General features: G+C 42.6%; 23 protein-coding genes. 17 read left to right on the forward strand and 6 right to left on the reverse strand.

Features of this window, described 5'->3' with window-relative positions; genetic code table 11:
• Positions 1-45 precede the first annotated feature (45 nt).
• Positions 46-948 carry a formyltetrahydrofolate deformylase gene (gene purU / locus B9Y67_RS03060; protein ID WP_085505308.1) on the forward strand — a complete coding sequence of 301 codons (903 nt, stop codon included), beginning with the start codon at positions 46-48 and terminating at the stop codon, positions 946-948.
• 189 nt (positions 949-1137) lie between these two features.
• On the opposite strand, the gene B9Y67_RS03065 is transcribed toward purU, so the two are convergent.
• A complete protein-coding gene (locus B9Y67_RS03065) occupies positions 1138-1971 on the reverse strand; it encodes an ABC transporter ATP-binding protein (protein WP_085505309.1) in 834 nt (277 codons plus the stop codon).
• 250 nt (positions 1972-2221) lie between these two features.
• On the opposite strand from B9Y67_RS03065, the gene B9Y67_RS03070 reads away from it, so the two are divergent.
• From B9Y67_RS03070 to B9Y67_RS03080, 3 genes are all read left to right on the forward strand, one after another.
• On the forward strand, positions 2222-2995 hold the full coding sequence (locus B9Y67_RS03070) for a class I SAM-dependent methyltransferase (RefSeq protein ID WP_085505310.1): 774 nt from the start codon (positions 2222-2224) through the stop codon (positions 2993-2995).
• Between the two features lie 308 nt (positions 2996-3303).
• On the forward strand, positions 3304-3837 hold the full coding sequence (locus tag B9Y67_RS03075) for a GNAT family N-acetyltransferase (protein WP_085505311.1): 534 nt from the start codon (positions 3304-3306) through the stop codon (positions 3835-3837).
• Between the two features lie 11 nt (positions 3838-3848).
• On the forward strand, positions 3849-4163 hold the full coding sequence (locus B9Y67_RS03080; protein ID WP_254901687.1) for a TIGR04104 family putative zinc finger protein: 315 nt from the start codon (positions 3849-3851) through the stop codon (positions 4161-4163).
• A gap of 147 nt (positions 4164-4310) precedes the next feature.
• Here the strand turns inward: B9Y67_RS03080 and B9Y67_RS03085 are convergent, their stop codons facing one another.
• Positions 4311-4565, reverse strand: a complete 255-nt coding sequence (locus B9Y67_RS03085) for a hypothetical protein (RefSeq protein ID WP_085505313.1) — start codon at positions 4563-4565, stop codon at positions 4311-4313.
• Between the two features lie 155 nt (positions 4566-4720).
• On the opposite strand from B9Y67_RS03085, the gene B9Y67_RS03090 reads away from it, so the two are divergent.
• Positions 4721-4951 (forward strand): excisionase family DNA-binding protein, encoded by a 231-nt coding sequence (locus tag B9Y67_RS03090; protein WP_085505314.1) that lies wholly within the window; start codon positions 4721-4723, stop codon positions 4949-4951.
• 411 nt (positions 4952-5362) lie between these two features.
• Positions 5363-6748, forward strand: coding sequence for an NADP-dependent glyceraldehyde-3-phosphate dehydrogenase (locus B9Y67_RS03095; protein WP_085505315.1), 1386 nt, complete (start codon positions 5363-5365; stop codon positions 6746-6748).
• Positions 6749-6798: 50 nt separating this feature from the next.
• On the opposite strand, the gene B9Y67_RS03100 is transcribed toward B9Y67_RS03095, so the two are convergent.
• Positions 6799-7575: a cytochrome c oxidase assembly protein gene (locus tag B9Y67_RS03100; RefSeq protein ID WP_085505316.1), complete on the reverse strand. Its 777-nt coding sequence runs from the start codon at positions 7573-7575 to the stop codon at positions 6799-6801.
• Complete coding sequence (locus tag B9Y67_RS03105; protein ID WP_085505317.1) at positions 7568-8056, reverse strand: DUF2243 domain-containing protein; 489 nt, start codon at positions 8054-8056, stop codon at positions 7568-7570. The genes B9Y67_RS03100 and B9Y67_RS03105 overlap by 8 nt, the downstream gene beginning before the upstream one ends.
• Before the next feature lie 152 nt (positions 8057-8208).
• Between B9Y67_RS03105 and B9Y67_RS03110 the strand changes: the two genes are divergently transcribed.
• Positions 8209-8598, forward strand: coding sequence for a hypothetical protein (locus tag B9Y67_RS03110; protein WP_085505318.1), 390 nt, complete (start codon positions 8209-8211; stop codon positions 8596-8598).
• Between the two features lie 156 nt (positions 8599-8754).
• A complete protein-coding gene (locus tag B9Y67_RS03115) occupies positions 8755-9351 on the forward strand; it encodes a YpjP family protein (protein WP_085505319.1) in 597 nt (198 codons plus the stop codon).
• A gap of 137 nt (positions 9352-9488) precedes the next feature.
• Here B9Y67_RS03115 and B9Y67_RS03120 read toward each other — a convergent pair whose 3' ends face one another.
• Positions 9489-9872: a RidA family protein gene (locus tag B9Y67_RS03120; protein ID WP_085505320.1), complete on the reverse strand. Its 384-nt coding sequence runs from the start codon at positions 9870-9872 to the stop codon at positions 9489-9491.
• Positions 9873-10020: 148 nt separating this feature from the next.
• Here B9Y67_RS03120 and B9Y67_RS03125 point away from each other — a divergent pair, with 148 nt between their 5' ends.
• The 9 genes from B9Y67_RS03125 to B9Y67_RS03165 all read left to right on the forward strand — a co-directional run bounded on the left by B9Y67_RS03125 (position 10021) and on the right by B9Y67_RS03165 (position 16929).
• On the forward strand, positions 10021-11223 hold the full coding sequence (locus B9Y67_RS03125) for an MFS transporter (RefSeq protein ID WP_254901688.1): 1203 nt from the start codon (positions 10021-10023) through the stop codon (positions 11221-11223).
• A gap of 134 nt (positions 11224-11357) precedes the next feature.
• The gene (locus B9Y67_RS03130) at positions 11358-11663 is read left to right on the forward strand and encodes a PadR family transcriptional regulator (protein WP_085505321.1); all 306 of its coding nucleotides are present in this window, start codon (positions 11358-11360) and stop codon (positions 11661-11663) included.
• A gap of 20 nt (positions 11664-11683) precedes the next feature.
• On the forward strand, positions 11684-12856 hold the full coding sequence (chrA, locus tag B9Y67_RS03135) for a chromate efflux transporter (protein WP_085505322.1): 1173 nt from the start codon (positions 11684-11686) through the stop codon (positions 12854-12856).
• Between the two features lie 127 nt (positions 12857-12983).
• Complete coding sequence (locus B9Y67_RS03140; protein ID WP_085505323.1) at positions 12984-13448, forward strand: OsmC family protein; 465 nt, start codon at positions 12984-12986, stop codon at positions 13446-13448.
• A gap of 103 nt (positions 13449-13551) precedes the next feature.
• The gene (locus B9Y67_RS03145) at positions 13552-13977 is read left to right on the forward strand and encodes a DUF2935 domain-containing protein (RefSeq protein WP_085505633.1); all 426 of its coding nucleotides are present in this window, start codon (positions 13552-13554) and stop codon (positions 13975-13977) included.
• Positions 13978-14172: 195 nt separating this feature from the next.
• Entirely contained in the window at positions 14173-15156 is a 984-nt protein-coding gene (locus tag B9Y67_RS03150) for a ring-cleaving dioxygenase (RefSeq protein ID WP_085505324.1), read from the forward strand.
• Positions 15157-15583: 427 nt separating this feature from the next.
• Positions 15584-15751 (forward strand): hypothetical protein, encoded by a 168-nt coding sequence (locus B9Y67_RS20580; RefSeq protein ID WP_176223898.1) that lies wholly within the window; start codon positions 15584-15586, stop codon positions 15749-15751.
• 45 nt (positions 15752-15796) lie between these two features.
• The gene (locus B9Y67_RS03160; protein WP_085505325.1) at positions 15797-16303 is read left to right on the forward strand and encodes a GNAT family N-acetyltransferase; all 507 of its coding nucleotides are present in this window, start codon (positions 15797-15799) and stop codon (positions 16301-16303) included.
• Positions 16304-16332: 29 nt separating this feature from the next.
• The gene (locus B9Y67_RS03165) at positions 16333-16929 is read left to right on the forward strand and encodes a kinase (RefSeq protein ID WP_085505326.1); all 597 of its coding nucleotides are present in this window, start codon (positions 16333-16335) and stop codon (positions 16927-16929) included.
• 90 nt (positions 16930-17019) lie between these two features.
• Here B9Y67_RS03165 and B9Y67_RS03170 read toward each other — a convergent pair whose 3' ends face one another.
• Positions 17020-18237 (reverse strand): MFS transporter, encoded by a 1218-nt coding sequence (locus B9Y67_RS03170; protein ID WP_085505327.1) that lies wholly within the window; start codon positions 18235-18237, stop codon positions 17020-17022.
• Positions 18238-18451: the final 214 nt, after the last annotated feature.

Genomic DNA, 18451 nt, shown 5'->3' on the forward strand with positions numbered 1-18451 from the left:
AAGATAAAGACTAAACTAACAGTAATACATGTAAAGGAGATTATTATGGCTGAAACAACACACCAACATCTACGAAATTTTCAAGAAGCAAATAAAGATAAAGGACGACTGCTGATCTGCTGCCCGGACCAGCCTGGGATCGTAGCAGCTGTTTCTAATTTCCTTTTTCAAAATGGAGCCAATATTATGGAGTCCAGCCAGTATACGACGGACGCCTATGAAGGCACATTTTTCTTGCGGATTGAATTTGATTGTCCCGGGTTGCAGGGCAAAGAAGAAGAAATGAAGAGCAAGTTTCAAGCGGTAGCTGAAAACTTTAACATGCAATGGGATATTAAATTTGTTTATCAACTGAAGAGAACCGCAATTTTTGTATCCAAACAATTGCATTGCCTGCGTGAACTGCTATGGGAATGGCAGAGCGGTGACTTAGTAACCGATATTGCGGTTGTTGTCAGCAATCATGAGGATGCCAGAGACTTGGTAGAATCACTCGGCATCCCGTTTCATTATATTCCAGCCAATAAAGATATCCGTAAGGAAGCAGAGGCTAAGCAACTTGAGCTGCTGGAAGATTACAATATCGATCAAATCGTCCTGGCCCGTTATATGCAAATCCTGACTCCTGACTTCGTAGCTGCTTATCCATCCCAGATCATCAATATCCACCATTCGTTCCTGCCAGCATTCATTGGAGCGAATCCTTATGGCCGTGCCTATGAGCGAGGGGTAAAACTGATCGGTGCCACCTCCCACTATGTCACTAATGATCTGGATGAAGGGCCGATCATTGAACAGGACATCATGCGTGTCGACCATCGCGATAATGCAGAAGACTTGAAGAAAATCGGACGAAAAGTTGAACGCAGTGTGCTAGCTCGCGGTGTGAAATGGGATTTAGAAGATCGCATTCTCGTGCATCAAAATAAAACAATCGTATTCAATTAACATATGTAAAATACTGGAGGACCCGGGGTGTTTTGTCTAACACCCCGGGTCCTCCAGTTTATGGAATTCAATTTCACCATAAGGATGCAGCGCGCGCACACTGATTCCAACCAGGTCGGCGACTTTTTTTACTTTCATGTTTGGAACCCTCCCTTCAGATTCACTATAATCTATCACGTAACGTGAGGGTCAATATCTCTTATAAAAATCAAGGGGAAGGTTTATATTATCTGATTTAACACGAATCCAGGGGCGGTCATTATCCCATTCAACAGCTAAGGGAAGTTCAAAGGTTTGTTGCAAATTTTCCCTGGTTAACGTGCTATATTTTTCTCCACTAGCTACTATACTGCCAGCATGAAGCAGTAAAGCATGGGAGATCGACGGAATGACTTCTTCGATATGATGAGTCACGTATATCAAAGTGGGACCATCAGCAGCTCGATTCATTTGATCGATATTCTTAAGCAGCTCTTCCCTTGATAAAATATCCAATCCACTGCAAGGTTCGTCCAGAATCAATAGTTCGGGCGATGCCATCAATGCCCGTGCAATCATGGTTTTTCGTTTTTCACCCTGGGAGAGGGAAGAAAATTTTTGCTCGGCAAGGCTGCCCTCGATTCGAAATTGTTCTAAAAGGCGTTTAGCCCGGTTCCTATCAGCCGGTGTGATTTCATCATAAATACCGATGGTAGCATGTTTTCCACTCAAAACTACTTCTATGGAAGTTTCTCCGCCATGATGCTTGAAGCGTTCTTCCAATGACGTGCTCACCCAGCCTATGGATTTACGCAGTTCCAATATATTCGTTTTACCAAAACGGTGGCCTAATACGTTAACTTCTCCATTTGTCGGCCATTGGTAACCGGTAATCATATTAAGAAGTGAGGTTTTACCTGAACCATTCAGCCCCAACAATGCCCAATGCTCACCTTTTTCTATATCCCAGGAAACATTAGTTAAAATTGTCTTTTCCTTTTGTTGCCACTCAATACCTTTTAGCGAAATAATTTTTTCACTCATCTTGTACCTCCTAGACGTGTGCGTTAAAGTAAAACATTCTCGATAGGGTAGTAAAATCCTTTTTCTTAAGTGATAAGGATATTAATGGAAAAATCGAATGCGATATATGCTAAAGTATAAAGTGAAGAAAAAGAAGATATGAAAAGAGAGGGGATTATCGGAATAACTCCAGTGGTACGTAGTCTGAAATGAACAAATAACCTGGTAAATTACATAAAATGCACAGTAGATGCAAAGGGAGAAGTCGAATATGAAACTAGTAAAACATAATCAAAAAGCATGGGATAAAAAAGTAGAAGAGGGAGTCGTCTACACAAAACCGGTGAGCAGCGAAACCATTGAAAAAGCGAGAGCGGGGGAGTGGGAAATAACAGTTACCACAGAAAGGCCAGTACCACGTTCCTGGTTTCCATCCGCTTTAACAGGAGTGAAAATTCTTTGTTTAGCTTCCGGGGGAGGACAGCAGGCACCTGTGTTGGCTGCTGCTGGAGCCGATGTATCGGTGGTCGATATATCGGATATGCAATTAGCACAGGATAGGCTTGTGGCCGAGCGGGACGGGCTATATCTAGAGGCGATACAAGGCGATATGTCTGACTTGCATTTCTTTAAGGATGATTTATTTGATATCATCGTGCATCCGGTTTCGAATGTCTTTGTGGAAGATATTTTGCCTGTATGGAAAGAGACTTCCAGGGTTTTAAAGACAGGTGGTACGCTTATATCAGGTTTTACAAATCCCTTGTTGTACCTTTTTGATGATGAGCAGGAAGAGAAAGGCATCCTCGATGTGAAATACTCGATTCCATACTCTGGTTTATCGGCAATTTCGGAAGAAGAATTACAACGTCACTTGGATAATAATTTGACGATCGAATTTGGACATACGTTAGAAGATCAAATCCAAGGCCAAATTAATGCTGGCTATGCAATCACTGGTTTTTATGAGGATGATTTTGGTGGTAAACGGATAATCGATCACTATATCAAAACGTTTATTGCTACAAAAGCCGTCAAAATGTAATAACAAAACGAGGTTATCGAGTCGAATCTAAAAATTATTGCGCGGGAAATAATTGATTAAGTCGGTAATATGGTGGGTTTGTCGAAAAGGAAGTGCATGGAAAATTCCATGCCACTCCGTATCGGGTGGCGATATGGAAAGCATTAATCTACCAAATGGGTACAATAGAAGGAAGGAGAACGTTTAGCGATGAAGCTATAAAATAGAAGATATTGAGCAGATATATGCCATTGTGCAATGGCGGGATAGTCAAAAAGAAAGGGATTTAAAAGAGAACATAGAATTATATGACAGAGAGGCCGATAGCAATGATTGAACTTCAATATTTCACCCAGGATGATTTTGACCAGCTGATCCGATGGGTAGATTCTGAAAAATTTCTGATGCAGTGGGCTGGTCCTTCTTTCAACTACCCATTAGATAAAAGTCAATTGAGCGAATATCTTAGAGGAGCCAATAATAATCAGACAGATAAACTAATTTACAAAGTCGTCCATACAGAGACAGGTGCCATGATTGGGCATATTTCTTTGGTGCGTATTGATAGAGAGAATCATTCTGCAAGAATCGGCAGAGTGCTGGTGGGAGATCAGAGTTATCAAGGTCAGGGGATTTGCAGACAAATGATTGAAAAAATTGTAAAAATCGCATTTGAAGATTTAGAACTGCACCGTGTTAGTTTAGGTGTTTTTGACTTCAATTCCGCAGCTATATCCTGTTATCAAAAGGCAGGTTTTAAGAAAGAGGGACTGCTTCGTGATTACAGGAAAGTCGGAGATGAATATTGGAGCCTTTGGGAGATGAGCCTGCTTGAAGACGAGTGGTCGGCTCGCATTAACTAGAAAATCTGGATATGGGGGTTATCAGCATGCCGGTGTGTGATCATTGTAAGAAGAAATGGACATGGAAACAGACGGTTTTCAGTAAGTTGATGCTGAGCAGTAGTGCACCATGTCCTTACTGTGGAGAAAAACAGTATGCATCTGCGAAGACACGCAAGCGGGGAGGTATTATGGTGTTATCTGTCATAATACCGATGTTTATCGTGTCACTATTTGATTTCTCTATGCTGTTTTATTTTATATTTGGGCTGGTTGTATTTTTGACCGTCATGGGGATCGCTCCCTTTTATTACGAGCTTAGCAGTAAAGAAGAATCATTATGGTAATGCTAACGACTAAATACACGAGTTGCAGTATCTGATTATTATGATAAGCATCTGCACCAGAATGTTAAGAAGTCCTAATGGTTATTAAATGGTTTCCATTAAAAAAAGCGGAACACAGTTAGATGTGCTCCGCTTGAATTAATGTCATCACGTAATGTCGTGGTATCTTTTTTCGTTGGACCGCCAGCTGACCCAGCCGTATAAAGCTCCGGCAATCAGCCCGATGACAATCCGCTGTACGACATAATCGAATGTAATGCTGTCTTCCCGGAATGCCTGGAACAGTAGGGAAACAAGTACAAAAACGCCTCCGAATCCAAGTAATCCATAGAGTGCTATGTATTTTCCTTTACCTGCTTCTCTTGTTTTTTCCCACTTAGCTTTTTTGCGATCGTCTGTCATTTTTTCACCACTCTCTATGGTTTGCTACATACGCATGTTTCTATAAAATAATTATACCAAAATGATAAAGTGATATAATAGGATGAAGTGGTTGCTTATTTTCGAAACAATATTGGATAGATTGGTATAAAAATTTTAGCAGGGCGGGTGGTCAGATGTATTTGACGATACAGGAAACTGCTGAATACCTGGATATCCCGGTATCTTATATTCACAAAATGGTACTGGAAAACAAAATAAAAACGATTGATGACGGACAGCAGGTATTGATCAATAAGGACCAGTTTTCAAATTATTTTGAGCAAGTGGAGAAGTACCGTGCTACACTTCAGGAATATTTGAGAGAGCCGCTTCCACCTGATTCAGATATTAAAGATGAAGACTGAAAAGCAGAGCCTCCGTGCTCTGCTTTTTTGCTGTCTAGGAAATTATAAAATTTTCTTATTGTGGATACCTTTACCTGGTGGGCCCCATCCAGCTCCAGCGCCTACCCCCTCGAGGTCTTAAGTCAATCCTCTCTGTGACAAAAAACGTCACGGCGAGGCTTGTCTTAAGCTTGTCGGGGGTGAGCAAGTCGCTTGCGCTTTTGTTCCTTACCATGAATCAATCCCAATTTTCGCTTAATTGGAACTTTATCACATTAACGTGAAAAACTAAGCATAAGCAAGCATAAGCCATGTTATTTAACGTAGAGGAGGTTTTAATGGAAATGTTACCGCTTTATTGCCGTTTGAGAAATAATCTTACATCCTTAATAATCAGAATAATCAAATTTAAAGGAGTGGTACATTATCAGCATGACAGTAGAGAAAGAAAAAGTAGTTTATTCTGTAGCAGAAGAAGAAGCAATCGGTTCATATTCCTTGATGTCTCAAGAAGAAGTAGATCAGGCAATAAAGAAGGCCAGCGATGCCCAACAGGCCTGGGCCGAGACAGAGGTATATAAACGAGCGGACATTTTACATAAATGGGCCGATCGTTTACTCGAACAACAAGAAAAAATCGGTACAATGATTTATAAGGAAGTTGGCAAAAACAAAGCTTCTGCCATGAAAGAAGTCAAACGAACGGCCGATTTGATTCGTTATACTGCCGAGGAAGGCTGCCGTATCCATGGCGACATGCTCCGTGGAGATTCATTCCGAGGTGGAAGCTCTAATAAAATAGCGATGGCGGACCGCGAGCCTCTTGGTGTGGTTTTAGCCATATCCCCATTTAACTACCCAGTTAACTTAGCCGCATCAAAAATTGCCCCAGCATTGATTTCTGGAAATGCAGTGGTCTTCAAACCAGCATCCCAAGGTGCGTTAAGTGGCCGTCTAATGATTGATGCTTTACTTGAAACGGAAATTCCTAAAGGCATTGTCCAACTGGTCACAGGAAAGGGATCTGAAATTGGAGACTTTATTGTTACCCATCCAGAAATCAGCATGATCAGCTTTACAGGAAGCACAGAGGTCGGTCAATCTATCTCTGAAAAAGCAAAAATGATTCCAGTCGTTCTCGAATTAGGTGGTAAAGATCCAGCTATCGTTTTGGAGGACGCTGATCTTGATCTGGCTGCCGACCAAATTGTCAGCGGTGCTTATTCCTACTCCGGTCAGCGCTGTACAGCCATCAAGCGCGTTCTGGTTGCTGATGCTGTCGCCGATCAGCTTTCTGAGAAAGTCAAACAGAAAGTGGAGGGACTGACCGTGGGAAACCCGGAAGACGACGCGGCTGTCACTCCGCTGATTAATGACAAGGCAGCAGACTTTGTCCAGGGCTTGATTGATGACGCCCTTGAAAAAGGTGCGACATTAGTAACAGGCAACAAGCGGGAAGGCAAATTGATTCACCCGACACTAATTGATGATGTTACTTCCGATATGGACATTGCCTGGGAAGAACCATTCGGCCCAGTACTTCCGATCATCCGAATTACGGATGAAAAAGATTTCGTAACCCTTGCCAATGAATCTCAATATGGCCTGCAGGCGAGTATTTTCACAGCAGATGTCCAAAAAGCAATGGACATCGGAGGAAAGCTTCATGTCGGCTCTGTGCAGTTGAATGCTAAAACCGAGCGCGGCCCGGATCATTTCCCGTTCATCGGAGCGAAGAACTCCGGACTAGGGGCTCAGGGCATCCGTCGGAGCATCGAATCCATGACCCGCGATAAGTTATTTGTGCTCAATATGTAAAGTAAAAACGCCAACCGTGGTAATCACACGGCTGGCGTTTTTTACTTTGTTTAACTATTCTGCCATGTAACCTGTCCAGCTCTTTTCCGTGGCCGTGAATCCTGGTACCAATGGAGGCAAAGCAGAAAAATGATGACGATATCGATCATGTCACCACCGTAATACATCAGCTTACCGCCTGCCTGCGCCTGGTCAGCTGCTACTCCTGCTGGGGGATTTGCATAAATATATTTTGATAATATCCCATGCCCCGCTAGAGCAATAACCAGCACGATCCCCCGGTAAAGGTAGCTGTGCCGGTGGGGAGTTGGATCGATATAGACCATCGAAATGGTAAATAAATATCCTGCTAAAAACACATGAATGTGTACGAAGACATGTAATAGCAAGCTGTGATGCATCAGCATATATAAATCCGTCGCATATAATAGCCATAGACCGCCTATGTTTAGTATCGTCGCCGTGATAGGATCGCTGAGGACACGCACCGGCTTGCTGCGGAGCAATTTTGTCAGACGCCGAGCGGCTGTTACAGGCAACGTTCTCAGTAGTAAAGTCATGGGTGCGGCCAGGACCATTAATAAAGGTGCCAGCATTCCTAAAAAAAGGTGGCCAAGCATGTGTACGGTGAAGTCAACATGTGCACGCTCTGCTAGAGGTCCTGCCACAGATAGGAGGGCAATAGAGGTTCCAATCCCCCATAGAACACTGCGATAAAGTGGCCAACGTCTGTGGCGGCGGTTGGAAAGAAAAGCTGCCCCCATGTAAAGTCCCAGCAATAATACAAAGGGAACACCTAATAGGAAAGCTGCAATCGTATTATTCATTGGAAAGTGGGTTAGTCACTCCTCCCGTACCTGCTTTCCGCCGGGTCTTTAACAAAATAATAGAACCGGCAAGGACCATAAGAACCGCTGTGATATTCCACACCAGGTCATAAGGCAGAATGTTGACATTGTAACGGATTTGGTGGAGCTGCATAAGTTTGTGCTGGACAGTACCATCATACAATTGGAAGACGCCCATCCCAAGTAATACGCCGCCCCACCACCTGGTTTTCCATAGCGTCTGTCGCCGGCGGAGATCAGCATACATGAATAGCCCGCCAACCGTTGCAAACCAGCTGAATGCATGAAAGAAGCCATCTGATACAAGCCCCATTTGGGTAGTCGATTTATCATAAAAATGGTGCCAATTCAGGAGCTGGTGGAAAACAGCTTCGTCAAAGAAAGCGACGAGTCCAAGTCCGAATAAAAAACCTGACCATAGATTGCGAGCATAATATGGATTTCGAGCACCGTTAGCCATACAATCCTCCTTCTAAAGATATTTGTAATGGTTTATATCCTAATAATGAAAAAATGAAACAATTCACCGATAGAATGCATGACAACTTCCGGATATCTGTGGTGTGCATATACTTTTAAGAGAGTGAAATTGAAGGGGGAGGAGACAGTAAAATGTATCCGATCTACTATCCATATAACCCATACTATCAGGCGAGGTATGGTTATTTTCCTTATTTTCCGAGAAGGTATTCGGAGGAACCAGCCTATCCACCGGTGGATTCCACTATGTTTTCTGATTCTGCTGCAGCTATGGAAAAATTACTGGATGAGGCCAGCCTTGTCCTGAATCGTCTCGCGGAATCCGAAACATTCGCTCATGACGTGATGGAGGCTGCCCAGGTTAATGATATGGAAAAAGTCGATGCTCTTTTGAAATCTACGGGCATCCATTCTGGTGTTGAAACGAAAGTGAATCCCGATGGTATCAATCTGCAGCTTTCTTCTGCAGTAGAAGGAATTGAGTGCTGTCATTTGACGATTGCACTCAGGTGGAGGGTTTGACTCATAGAGGAGCCAGGTTGTACGGCTGGTTCCTCTATGCTTGATAAAATCTATTAGAAAAATTTGAAACTTTTCTCCAGGAAACTCGTATAATATATAGACAAGCATTTGTAACATGGTAGAATTTAATAGAGTACATAAAAAGGAGTAATTCATATGAAGCTCTGGTTTAGAAAAGTTTCTGTCGTATTAGTTGCCATTCTTACACTTGGTTTATATATACCACCGACATATGCGGATGCGGAGACTCCTGCGAAAAAAGAGGTAGCATCTCCTAAGGAAAAAGAAGATACCTACATATCGACTGAGGCAGTCATCCCGGAGGAAGAATTAACCCTCGAACCACAGTCGAATGATTACTTGATTGATGTCTTGACTGAGCGTGCCAAGGAGCAGGCGGTCACAAAGCTGGGACCTAAAATCGCAACGAAAGTGGAAGATGAATTTGCTGCAGTTATTCTGCCTGGAATAGAAGAAGTGATAACAAATCTTTTAGAAGAAGCAGAAGAGGAAGTACCATATTATGAAATATCAGAGCAGCCGGCTGCAGGGTATGGAGAGAAGATTTTCCACCTTTCTGATTACCGGACCAAAGAAGAGATTGCCAGATTTGATGTACGCCGGGAAAAACGTCCAGGTGAAGGATACTGGTTTAATTTTCACTACCATTTAAGTGAAGATGGATTTGAGAAACATCATGAGATTGGTGAGATTTATTGGGATAAAAATACACCGCCAAAATGGATGGCCTGAACACCTTCTTTTTAGAGGGTGTTTTTTTATTAAATTGGACTTGATATAGTTTCTATATAAATCGTCTGATAACAGTATTTTTCGCCTAATACCAACGAATAAGCAAATGAAAAGCCGAGCCTATAGGCTCGGCTTCATTATTTTTCTTTCACGGCAATCGCTTCAATTTCTACCTTTGCGCCTTTAGGGAGTTTGCTTACTTCCACTGCTGCACGGGCAGGATAAGGCTCACTCAAAAAGCTGGCATATACGTCATTTACAATAGCAAAATCATCCATCGAATCCAGGTAGATGTTCGCTTTTGCGATATGACTGTAATCGAGTCCTGCTTCTTCCAGGATGCCTCCCAGGTTTTTCATTACCTGCTCCGCCTGCTCTTTCACATTATCTGAGACGAATTCCTGCGTAGAAGGGTCGAGTGGGATCTGACCTGAAATATAGATGACCTCCCCGACATCGACTGCCTGCGAGTATGGGCCGATAGCGGCGGGGGCTTTATCTGTAGCGATTGGTTTGAACATGAATTGTCACTCCTTCTATGTATGATTATTTCTATCCTAACACGAGTAATGAAAATTCGGAATCGATTGACTTTGGTTCTTTAAACTCTTGTAGCAGGAAGAACGAAATGATATTTTCATATACAATAGAGTGTTAGGAAGTGATGGTGTGACAGAAGAAAAACGTACATATAATAATGGCTACACTTCAAAAGATAAACCGTTTTGGATGGCGCTTATCGCACTTGCGGCAGCCTCCATTATGACATTTTCGAACATTTATATGCTGCAGCCAATCCTGCCGATATTCACCAAAGAATTTGATGTCTCGCCGACAGCATCCAGTCTATTAATCTCTCTGACAATCGTTTCCTTGATTATCGGGCTGCTTGTGTTCGGTTTGATGTCGGATCGCTGGGGCAGGGTGAAATTGATGAAAATCACGATGCTTCTATCGATCATCCCATTATTCATCATGCCTTTCCTTGAGTCTTTCGTGCTGCTTTTGGTCTTACGGTTCATTCAGGGGTTTTTTGTTGCTGGATTGCCGGCTGCAGCAATTGCCTATATCGGAGAAGAATTTGAACAGCGCAGCGTACGAATCGGGATTTCCTTTTATATCGCGAGCAACGCTGTCGGCGGCATGTTCGGCAGAGTATTCGTGGGTTACATATCGGAATATGCTTCCTGGCAGATGTCTTTATGGCTGCTGTTCGTGTTAGAGGCGTTATTTTTTATCGTGTTTCTAATACTCCTTCCAGCATCGCGGAACTTTCATACGAGTGAACTTCCTATCAAGGATGATTTGGCAGGCATGTTCATCCATTTAAAAAATAAAAATCTGATTCCGGCATTCTATATGGGAATCGTCATCCAGTTAACTTTTACTGGTGTCTGGACGTATCTTCCTTTCTACTTGAGTGACGCACCGTTCTACTTGTCGATCGGTACCATTACATTTGCTTATTTCGCTTATGGCTTAGGACTCGTCAGCTCACCGGTTGCCAGTAAACTCTCGCTTTCGTTCGGGATGGGTAAGATAGTAATAACGAGCGTGTTCGTTATGCTGACAGGGATTATCTTAACTGCGATACCGGTAGTAGCGCTTATTTATTTGGGAGTCGGCCTAATGTGTCTCGGCTTCTTCGTGGTTCATTCCATGGTAGCAGCATCTGTCAATCAGACCGCTACCCATCACAAGGGCGGCGCCTCCAGTATTTATCTCGTAAGCTATTATATCGGGGTGGCAACAGGCGGAACATTGACTGGATTTCTCTGGGGAGCAATAGGCTGGCTCGGAGTTATAGCGCTGGCCGTGCTGCTGATCCCAGGAATGTTGTGGGGGCGGCAGACCTACTTACGTACCGTTTGAACTTTTAAGATAACATCTAGTTTAAATGCTCAGGTAGTAAGCCTGAGCATTTTTGTATTGACCAGATAGCTCCTACTATATATAATTGATATCGAATTTCGTTATTGAAATCCGATATTGGGAGTGATAACCAAATGGACAATAAAGTTTTGAGGAAGTTATTTTTAGGATTCATTCATATTCATATCCTCCATCATGCCAAAGAAGAAGCCATTTACGGATCATGGATGCTGGAAGAACTTCGGGAGCATGGCTATGATATCAGTCCAGGAACGTTGTATCCGATTCTTCATCACATGGAAGTCGATGGTCTGTTAGATAAAGAAGAAAAAAATGTGAATGGCAAAATCAGAAAATATTACCGGATTACTAAACATGGAGAAACTATTCTCAAAGAGGCCCGTGCGAAGGCGTATGAATTGTTTAAAGAAATCAAGTGATAGGAGGGAGACAAAGGACGATGAAAAGACTTCTGGAAATTTTAGCAGTTTCAACAAAACTTGGCCTCACTTCCTTCGGGGGGCCCGTAGCTCATCTGGCTTACTTCAAGGATGAATATATCGACCGCAGGAAATGGCTCGACGATAAAACATATGCCGACATCATTGCCTTGTGTCAGTTTCTTCCGGGGCCGGCAAGCTCGCAAGTAGGTATCGCCATCGGTATGTTGCGGGGAGGCATTTTAGGGGGCGTCGTTTCCTGGTTTGGTTTCACGGTGCCTTCGATTATAGTATTAATTATTTTTGCCATGATGTATCAGACACTCGCACTCGGAGATGCCGGGTTCATTCACAGTCTGAAAGTGGTGGCAGCAGCAGTAGTGCTTCATGCGTTGATCGGATTAGGGAAAAAGCTGACTCCAGATAAAACCCGAATAGCAATCGCCCTTGTGGCAGCGGCGGTCATGTTATTATATCCATCTGCGTGGATGCAGATATTGATCATCGTAGCAGCTGGATTACTCGGGGTTAGGCTGTTCAAAGACAAAGCAGAACCTAAAGTGCAGACGTTCCATGTGAATATTTCTAAAAAACTTGGCATTACGTCACTTGGCATTCTTGTGTTTACGCTTGTTGTGATGCCGGTGTTAACAAATTTAACAGATAATCCACTCTTAAGTATCTTTGATACCTTTTTCCGTGTCGGTTCCTTAGTATTTGGAGGCGGCCATGTCGTACTCCCAATGATTGAGCGGGAAGTTGTACCTCAGGGATGGCTGACAGCGAATGAATTTCTGGCAGGCTATGGTATGGCTCAGGCTGTACCAGGACCTTTATTCACCTTTTCCAGCTATCTTGGAACGATGATGGAAGGAATAGCCGGTGCCCTCGTAGCAACCATCGGAATTTTCTTGCCATCTTTTCTATTAATTATTGCAGCGTTGCCATTCTTGAATGAATTGCGCAGCAGAAAATCATTCCAGGGCGTGCTTATGGGTGTTAATGCCAGTGTCGTGGGAATATTGTTAGCTGCTTTTTATGATCCTGTCCTTAAAAGCTCTATATTTACTGGAGCTGACTTTGCCTTAGGAGCGATTCTTTTTGCACTGTTGAATATATGGAAAGTACCAGCCTGGCTTATTGTGATTTTAGGTGTGATTGGTGGGTATATCTTTAGTTTTATTAGTTTCTGAAAAGCTGCAGATCATCTGCAGCTTTTTTCATTTTTTAATTGCTCAATATTTCACAATTTGTCCATGGTTTTATTACTGGAAATGATTATAATAAAAGTATAACAAGATACCGGAAGGGGTAATCAACATGCCAAACACAACGTTTTATGCAACTGCACAACTGCAAGAAGGAATGAAGGTAACCGCAAAGTCAAGAAATTTTGAGGTGACAATCGATGAACCTGTTCAAATGGGTGGCACCGATACAGGGATGAGCCCGGTTGAAATATTACTAAATGCCCTAGGAGCCTGCCAGGCTATTGTCGCACGCGCGTATGCTCGTCATTTTGGAATAGAGTTTGATGATTTTCGTGTTGAGGTAGCGGGCGATCTTGATACCGATGGTTTCATGCATAAGTCTGATGTACGTTGCGGATTCAGTGATATCCGCTATACCATTCATATAGATACAGAGGCGCCAAGAGAAAAGGTAGCGGAATTCATCGCTTTTATCGAGAAAACTTGTCCGGTAGGCGATACGCTTGCCAATAAGGTAAAACTGAAGCTGGAGGATTTCGTCATTACTAGTAAAAAACAAGCAACCCCTGTATAACAATACGTATAGAACCAGTGATCTTCATCTGATTGCTGGTTCTTTTTTTGAATTCATCCTTCATAGAATGATAGGAGTAAATATCATAATGGAGGGTGTATTCATGCAATTTTACTATGGTCATCAGATGCCTTTGCGTGTCCTTGACGAGGCAGAATTTTGGAAACATCAAGAAGAAGAGCATACTGTAGTGATCCGTGAACTAGTTCCGGATTTAGAAACTCAATATGTACAGGCGTTAGCCCAATGGGAAAAGGATTTTGCTGCTGCGCATCAGCAAGTAGTCCGTTACATCGAAACGGTCAATCGTTCGAAAGGACAAGTTTCCCCAAGATTGTATCAGGACATTATGCAGCTTGTCTCGTTCTGTCTGACCCAAAGCCAGCAATTCATCAACTTTTGCCGCAGCCTGATGGAAGATAGCGCACCAATCAGCAGTAATCCTACGGCTAAAGTTGTCCTGAACCATATTATCGTCGAATCCGAATATTTCATTGGGGTAGCCCAGACCATTTTGTATCAATGTTAAAAGCCCTCAAGAGTACATTCTTTTTTTCTAAGGATGTACTTTTTTTGTTGAAAACGAGAAGTGGCTTAGTCACAATAATTAAGATAAACAAGGTAAACACTATTGTTTGACAGGAAATATTCTACGTATTATATTTATCTTGAAATCGAAATAATTATAGAACGTAAATAGATAAGTTTTCAAGGAGGTAACAAGATGAATCACTTGAAAGGTATCCATCACGTAACTGCAATTACCAGCAGTGCTGAAAAGAATTATGATTTTTTCACTTATGTCCTGGGCATGCGGCTGGTGAAAAAGACAGTTAACCAGGATGATATCCGTACCTATCATTTGTTTTTTGCGGATGATAAAGGAAGTCCTGGAACCGATATGACGTTTTTCGATTTTCCTGGCATCCCGAAAGGCACCCATGGCACGAATGAGATTTCCAAAACATCTTTCCGCGTACCTGATGACACAGCATTAGATTACTGGGTTAAGCGGTTTGATCGTCTGGAAGTGAAGCATGAAGGTATCAAGGAACAGTTCGGCAAAAAGGTGCTTCCATTTGTAGACTTTGATGATCAGCAATACCAATTGGTTTCGGATGAAAATAATCGTGGCGTTCTTCCCGGTACACCATGGCAGGAAGGACCAATTCCATTAGAATACGCCATTACGGGTCTTGGACCGCTGTTTGCCCGTGTTGACAATATCGATTACTTCAAAAAAGTGATGGAACAAGTGCTCTTATTTAAAGAGATTGATCAGGAAGGCGCTTTTCATTTATTCGAAGTAGGAGAAGGAGGCAATGGCGGACAAGTGGTTGTCGAATATAACCCTGTACTGCCACCGGCTCGTCAAGGATACGGAACCGTCCACCACGCTGCCTTCCGTGTCGAAGATCGCTCGGTATTGGATGAATGGCAGCAGCGGATGGAAAGTTTCAATTTCAGGACTTCCGGATATGTGAACCGTCACTTTTTCGGATCGTTGTATAGCAATGTCGCTCCCCAAATTCTGTTTGAATTTGCGACGGACGGACCTGGATTCATGGGGGACGAACCTTATGAAACACTAGGTGAGAAATTATCCCTGCCGCCATTTCTCGAACCGAAACGGGAAGCAATTGAGGCTAGAGTACGACCAATCGATACAGTGAGAAGCACCAAAGCTATTGAAAAAGAATATGAGTGACCGAAGGCGCCTTCTAGAAATAAGAAGGCGTCTTTTTGCAGGAATTAAGCGGAAAAAAGCGAATTTAATAGTAAGCTATTAAAAAAATAATAGGGAGATGGTGTAGTTGAGCAAGAGCAAGTGCCCGAAATGCAGCGGAACTAAACTTGTGGAAGGTACAGATTACACACATGTAAGGCCTTTAGGGAAACCAATGAGTATGGGATCCAATAAGATTTACACATTCTGTGAGAATTGCGGAGAGATTGTGTCCATCCGCATCGAGTACCCACATAAAATTGGCTGATAGCACGTCATCTTGTTCAACTTAATAGAAATGGGGGTGAAGCTTTTTTTATACCCTGCCGAAGCAGGAGCCACCAGCACGCTTTAGTTGCATGAAAAAAAGGAAAACAACTAACATAGAGGTAAACAACGGGGGATTTGTATGGGGATTTTGCTGTACATAGTTTCTATATTTATTTTTTATTTGGTCATTAAAGCTGCTGTACGTGATGGAATTAATAGTTCCCGAATTGGTGAGCGGCTGGAGAAAGAAGAGGAAACAAGGAGGACCAGCAAAAAGGGGTTTCTCCAGGACGATTTAGATAATTAATTTAAACAACCACAACTAGAAATTAGAGAGCAGAGGTGTGTTTTAATGCAAATTTATACAGAAAGAAGATTGGATGTCCGTTCTTATCAACAGGATGATATGGATTTTTTGGCAGATATGCTGGCTGACCCTCAGATGGTCCGATATATTGGTGAGGGCACACCAAAGAATAAAGATGAGGCGAAAGAGTTTTTACAATGGATCTACCGTACATATGAACACGGGGAGGATATGGGGTTCAAGATGCTCGTCCGAACGGAAGATAATGTACCTGTCGGACATGCCGGATTAGTTCCACGCGAACTCGATGGTCAGCAGGAAATTGAAATCGGTTACTGGATTGCCCGGGAATATTGGGGCAAAGGTTATGCTACGGAAGCAGCCAAGGCTTTCCTTGATTACGGCCACTATCAGTTGGGAATCAAGCGGTTCATTGCCATCATTCAGCCTGGTAATATGGCTTCTCGGCAGGTTGCCCAGAAAATCGGCATGCAGCTTGAAAAGCGGATGGTTTTGGCCGGCCAGGAAGTATATGTTTACGCGAAAAATTAGAAAAGTAAGTGTGAAGCAGGTGAAGGGCAGTGCATTCAGAAGTCAATGAGCTGAAAGATTTTTTAATCGATAAGGTGAAAGGGCGGCGTTTTATAATAGGAATTGACGGGTTAAGCCGTTCTGGAAAAACTACCTTTACGGAGGAATTAGAGAAAAGGCTTGAAACAGAGAATATCCCTTTTCGTACCTTCCATATCGATGACCATATCGTAACACGAGAGAACCGGTATGATACGGGGCAGGAAGAATGGTATGAATATTATCATCTTCAGTGGGATGTAGAGGGTTTGCGCGGGAAATTATTTGATAAACTCAAGTATGCTTCTGAGGTGACCCTGCCTTTTTATGATAAGGGAACAGATACACACCAATTCCGCACCTTCAGTCTCCCGGAAAATTGTCTCTTGATAATAGAAGGGATATTCCTTCAACGCAAAGAGTGGAAACATTTTTTTGATTATATCGTGTATCTGGATTGTCCGCGCGAGAAACGCTTCCTCCGGGAGAAAGAGGAGATAAGAGCAAATATCTCGAAGTTTATCAATCGCTATTGGAAGGCTGAAGAATATTACCTGGACAGCGAACAGCCGATAAAGAGTGCCGATATGGTGGTAGAAAGCAATTAGGATAATAGTTTTGATCAGTATTTTTTACAAAAAGATTATAACTTTCCAAATAAAAGAGCGTTTGGATCAACCCAAACGCTCTTTTTATCTTTATGACAGTTTTTTTACCCGGGCGTTTTGTAAACTATCCTTTCGTGGTAAGACGGGGATCATAACCCCAAGCAAGGCGATTGCTGCACAAGCCAGGAACATTGGGGTAAAGCCTGATAATGCCATCCCGCTTACCGATAAGAAAATAATAATGTCGAACCCCGAATCCAAAATGGATAACAGTGATATCGTCGTCGCTCTTACCTTCGATGGGATGATGTCATTGGAAAGCTGGGAATAGACAGGATATCTGATGGCATTAACAATTTTAAGGACGAGTAACACTCCGAGGACTACCCATAAAAAAGTGTGGAACAAAGCTGCTGCCGTCAGTCCTGCTACTGCGAGCATTCCTGTTAAGAACAAAAGGCTTACCCGATTGATTCTTGCCGTCATCCAGCCGATCATATTAGAAGCGACAAAACCACCTAAAGAACTGACCGCATAGACAATCCCGAGTAAATATACCGGCAGACCAGCATCCACTAACAGCTTCTGATCGAATTGTTCAAAGATGGCTGCTGCCGGGATGAATACAAGGGAAACATTCATGAACATCCAAAGCACTTCCGGGTTTTTCTTTATGGCCTGGAAACCTTCCGATAACTGGGAGTATACATGGTCGTTATAGTTTCCTTGCTGAGGCGGGTTTTTAATGAATAAAAGTAAAGCAAATTCCGCCGACATGAACCCGACCCCGAGTAGTATTAAGCGTTGGAATTGTTCATTCGTCAAATCTTTTGCTAAAAAGGCCCCAATGATAACGACAAGGATGGAGACAAGGAAAGTGGCAGATCCGATCCGCCCCATCGCTTTATCCATCAGGTGCTGTTCATTGGATAATACGAGGGATTCATAAATCAATGCCTCATCAGCACCGCTGAAGAATGTGGCGGCAAGTCCGGTCAAGGCGCTGCTGATAAAAAATATCCACGGATCGTAAGCAAAAAGCAATAACGCATGACTGGCGATTCCCAGTAAAGATCCGGCTAAAAAAGAAGTTTTTGCTCCAAAGCGATCAGCGAAGATGCCTGTAGGAATCTCCCCAATTAGAACTCCGATACTGAAAAAAGTCATCACAAGAAGGATTTGAGCTTCATCTAACCCACGCGCAAAATAGAACAAGGTCAATACGGGGGCGATAAAGCGAATGCTCCCGAAAATTTTAGCTAAAAATAGAAATTTAATGTTATGAGCTGCTAATGTATTTTTCTTCATAGGCTCCTCCTGAAACTATTTGATATAGGCTTGCAGGAGGTAAAGCAGCTATTCCTTACTAGTTTGCTTTCCCTCCTGTTAAATGATGAGATGTTTCATTAAGTGTTTTTTGCATAGTAAATGACCTCCTATTATTTGTAACTTTAATTGTACGATAAGTTCAATGAGAATAGTATGCTTTTCATTGATAAAAATTTTGTTTAAAGAAGGAGGT

This window comes from Thalassobacillus devorans, assembly GCF_900176565.1.
Lineage (GTDB): Bacteria > Bacillota > Bacilli > Bacillales > Halobacillaceae > Thalassobacillus > Thalassobacillus devorans_A.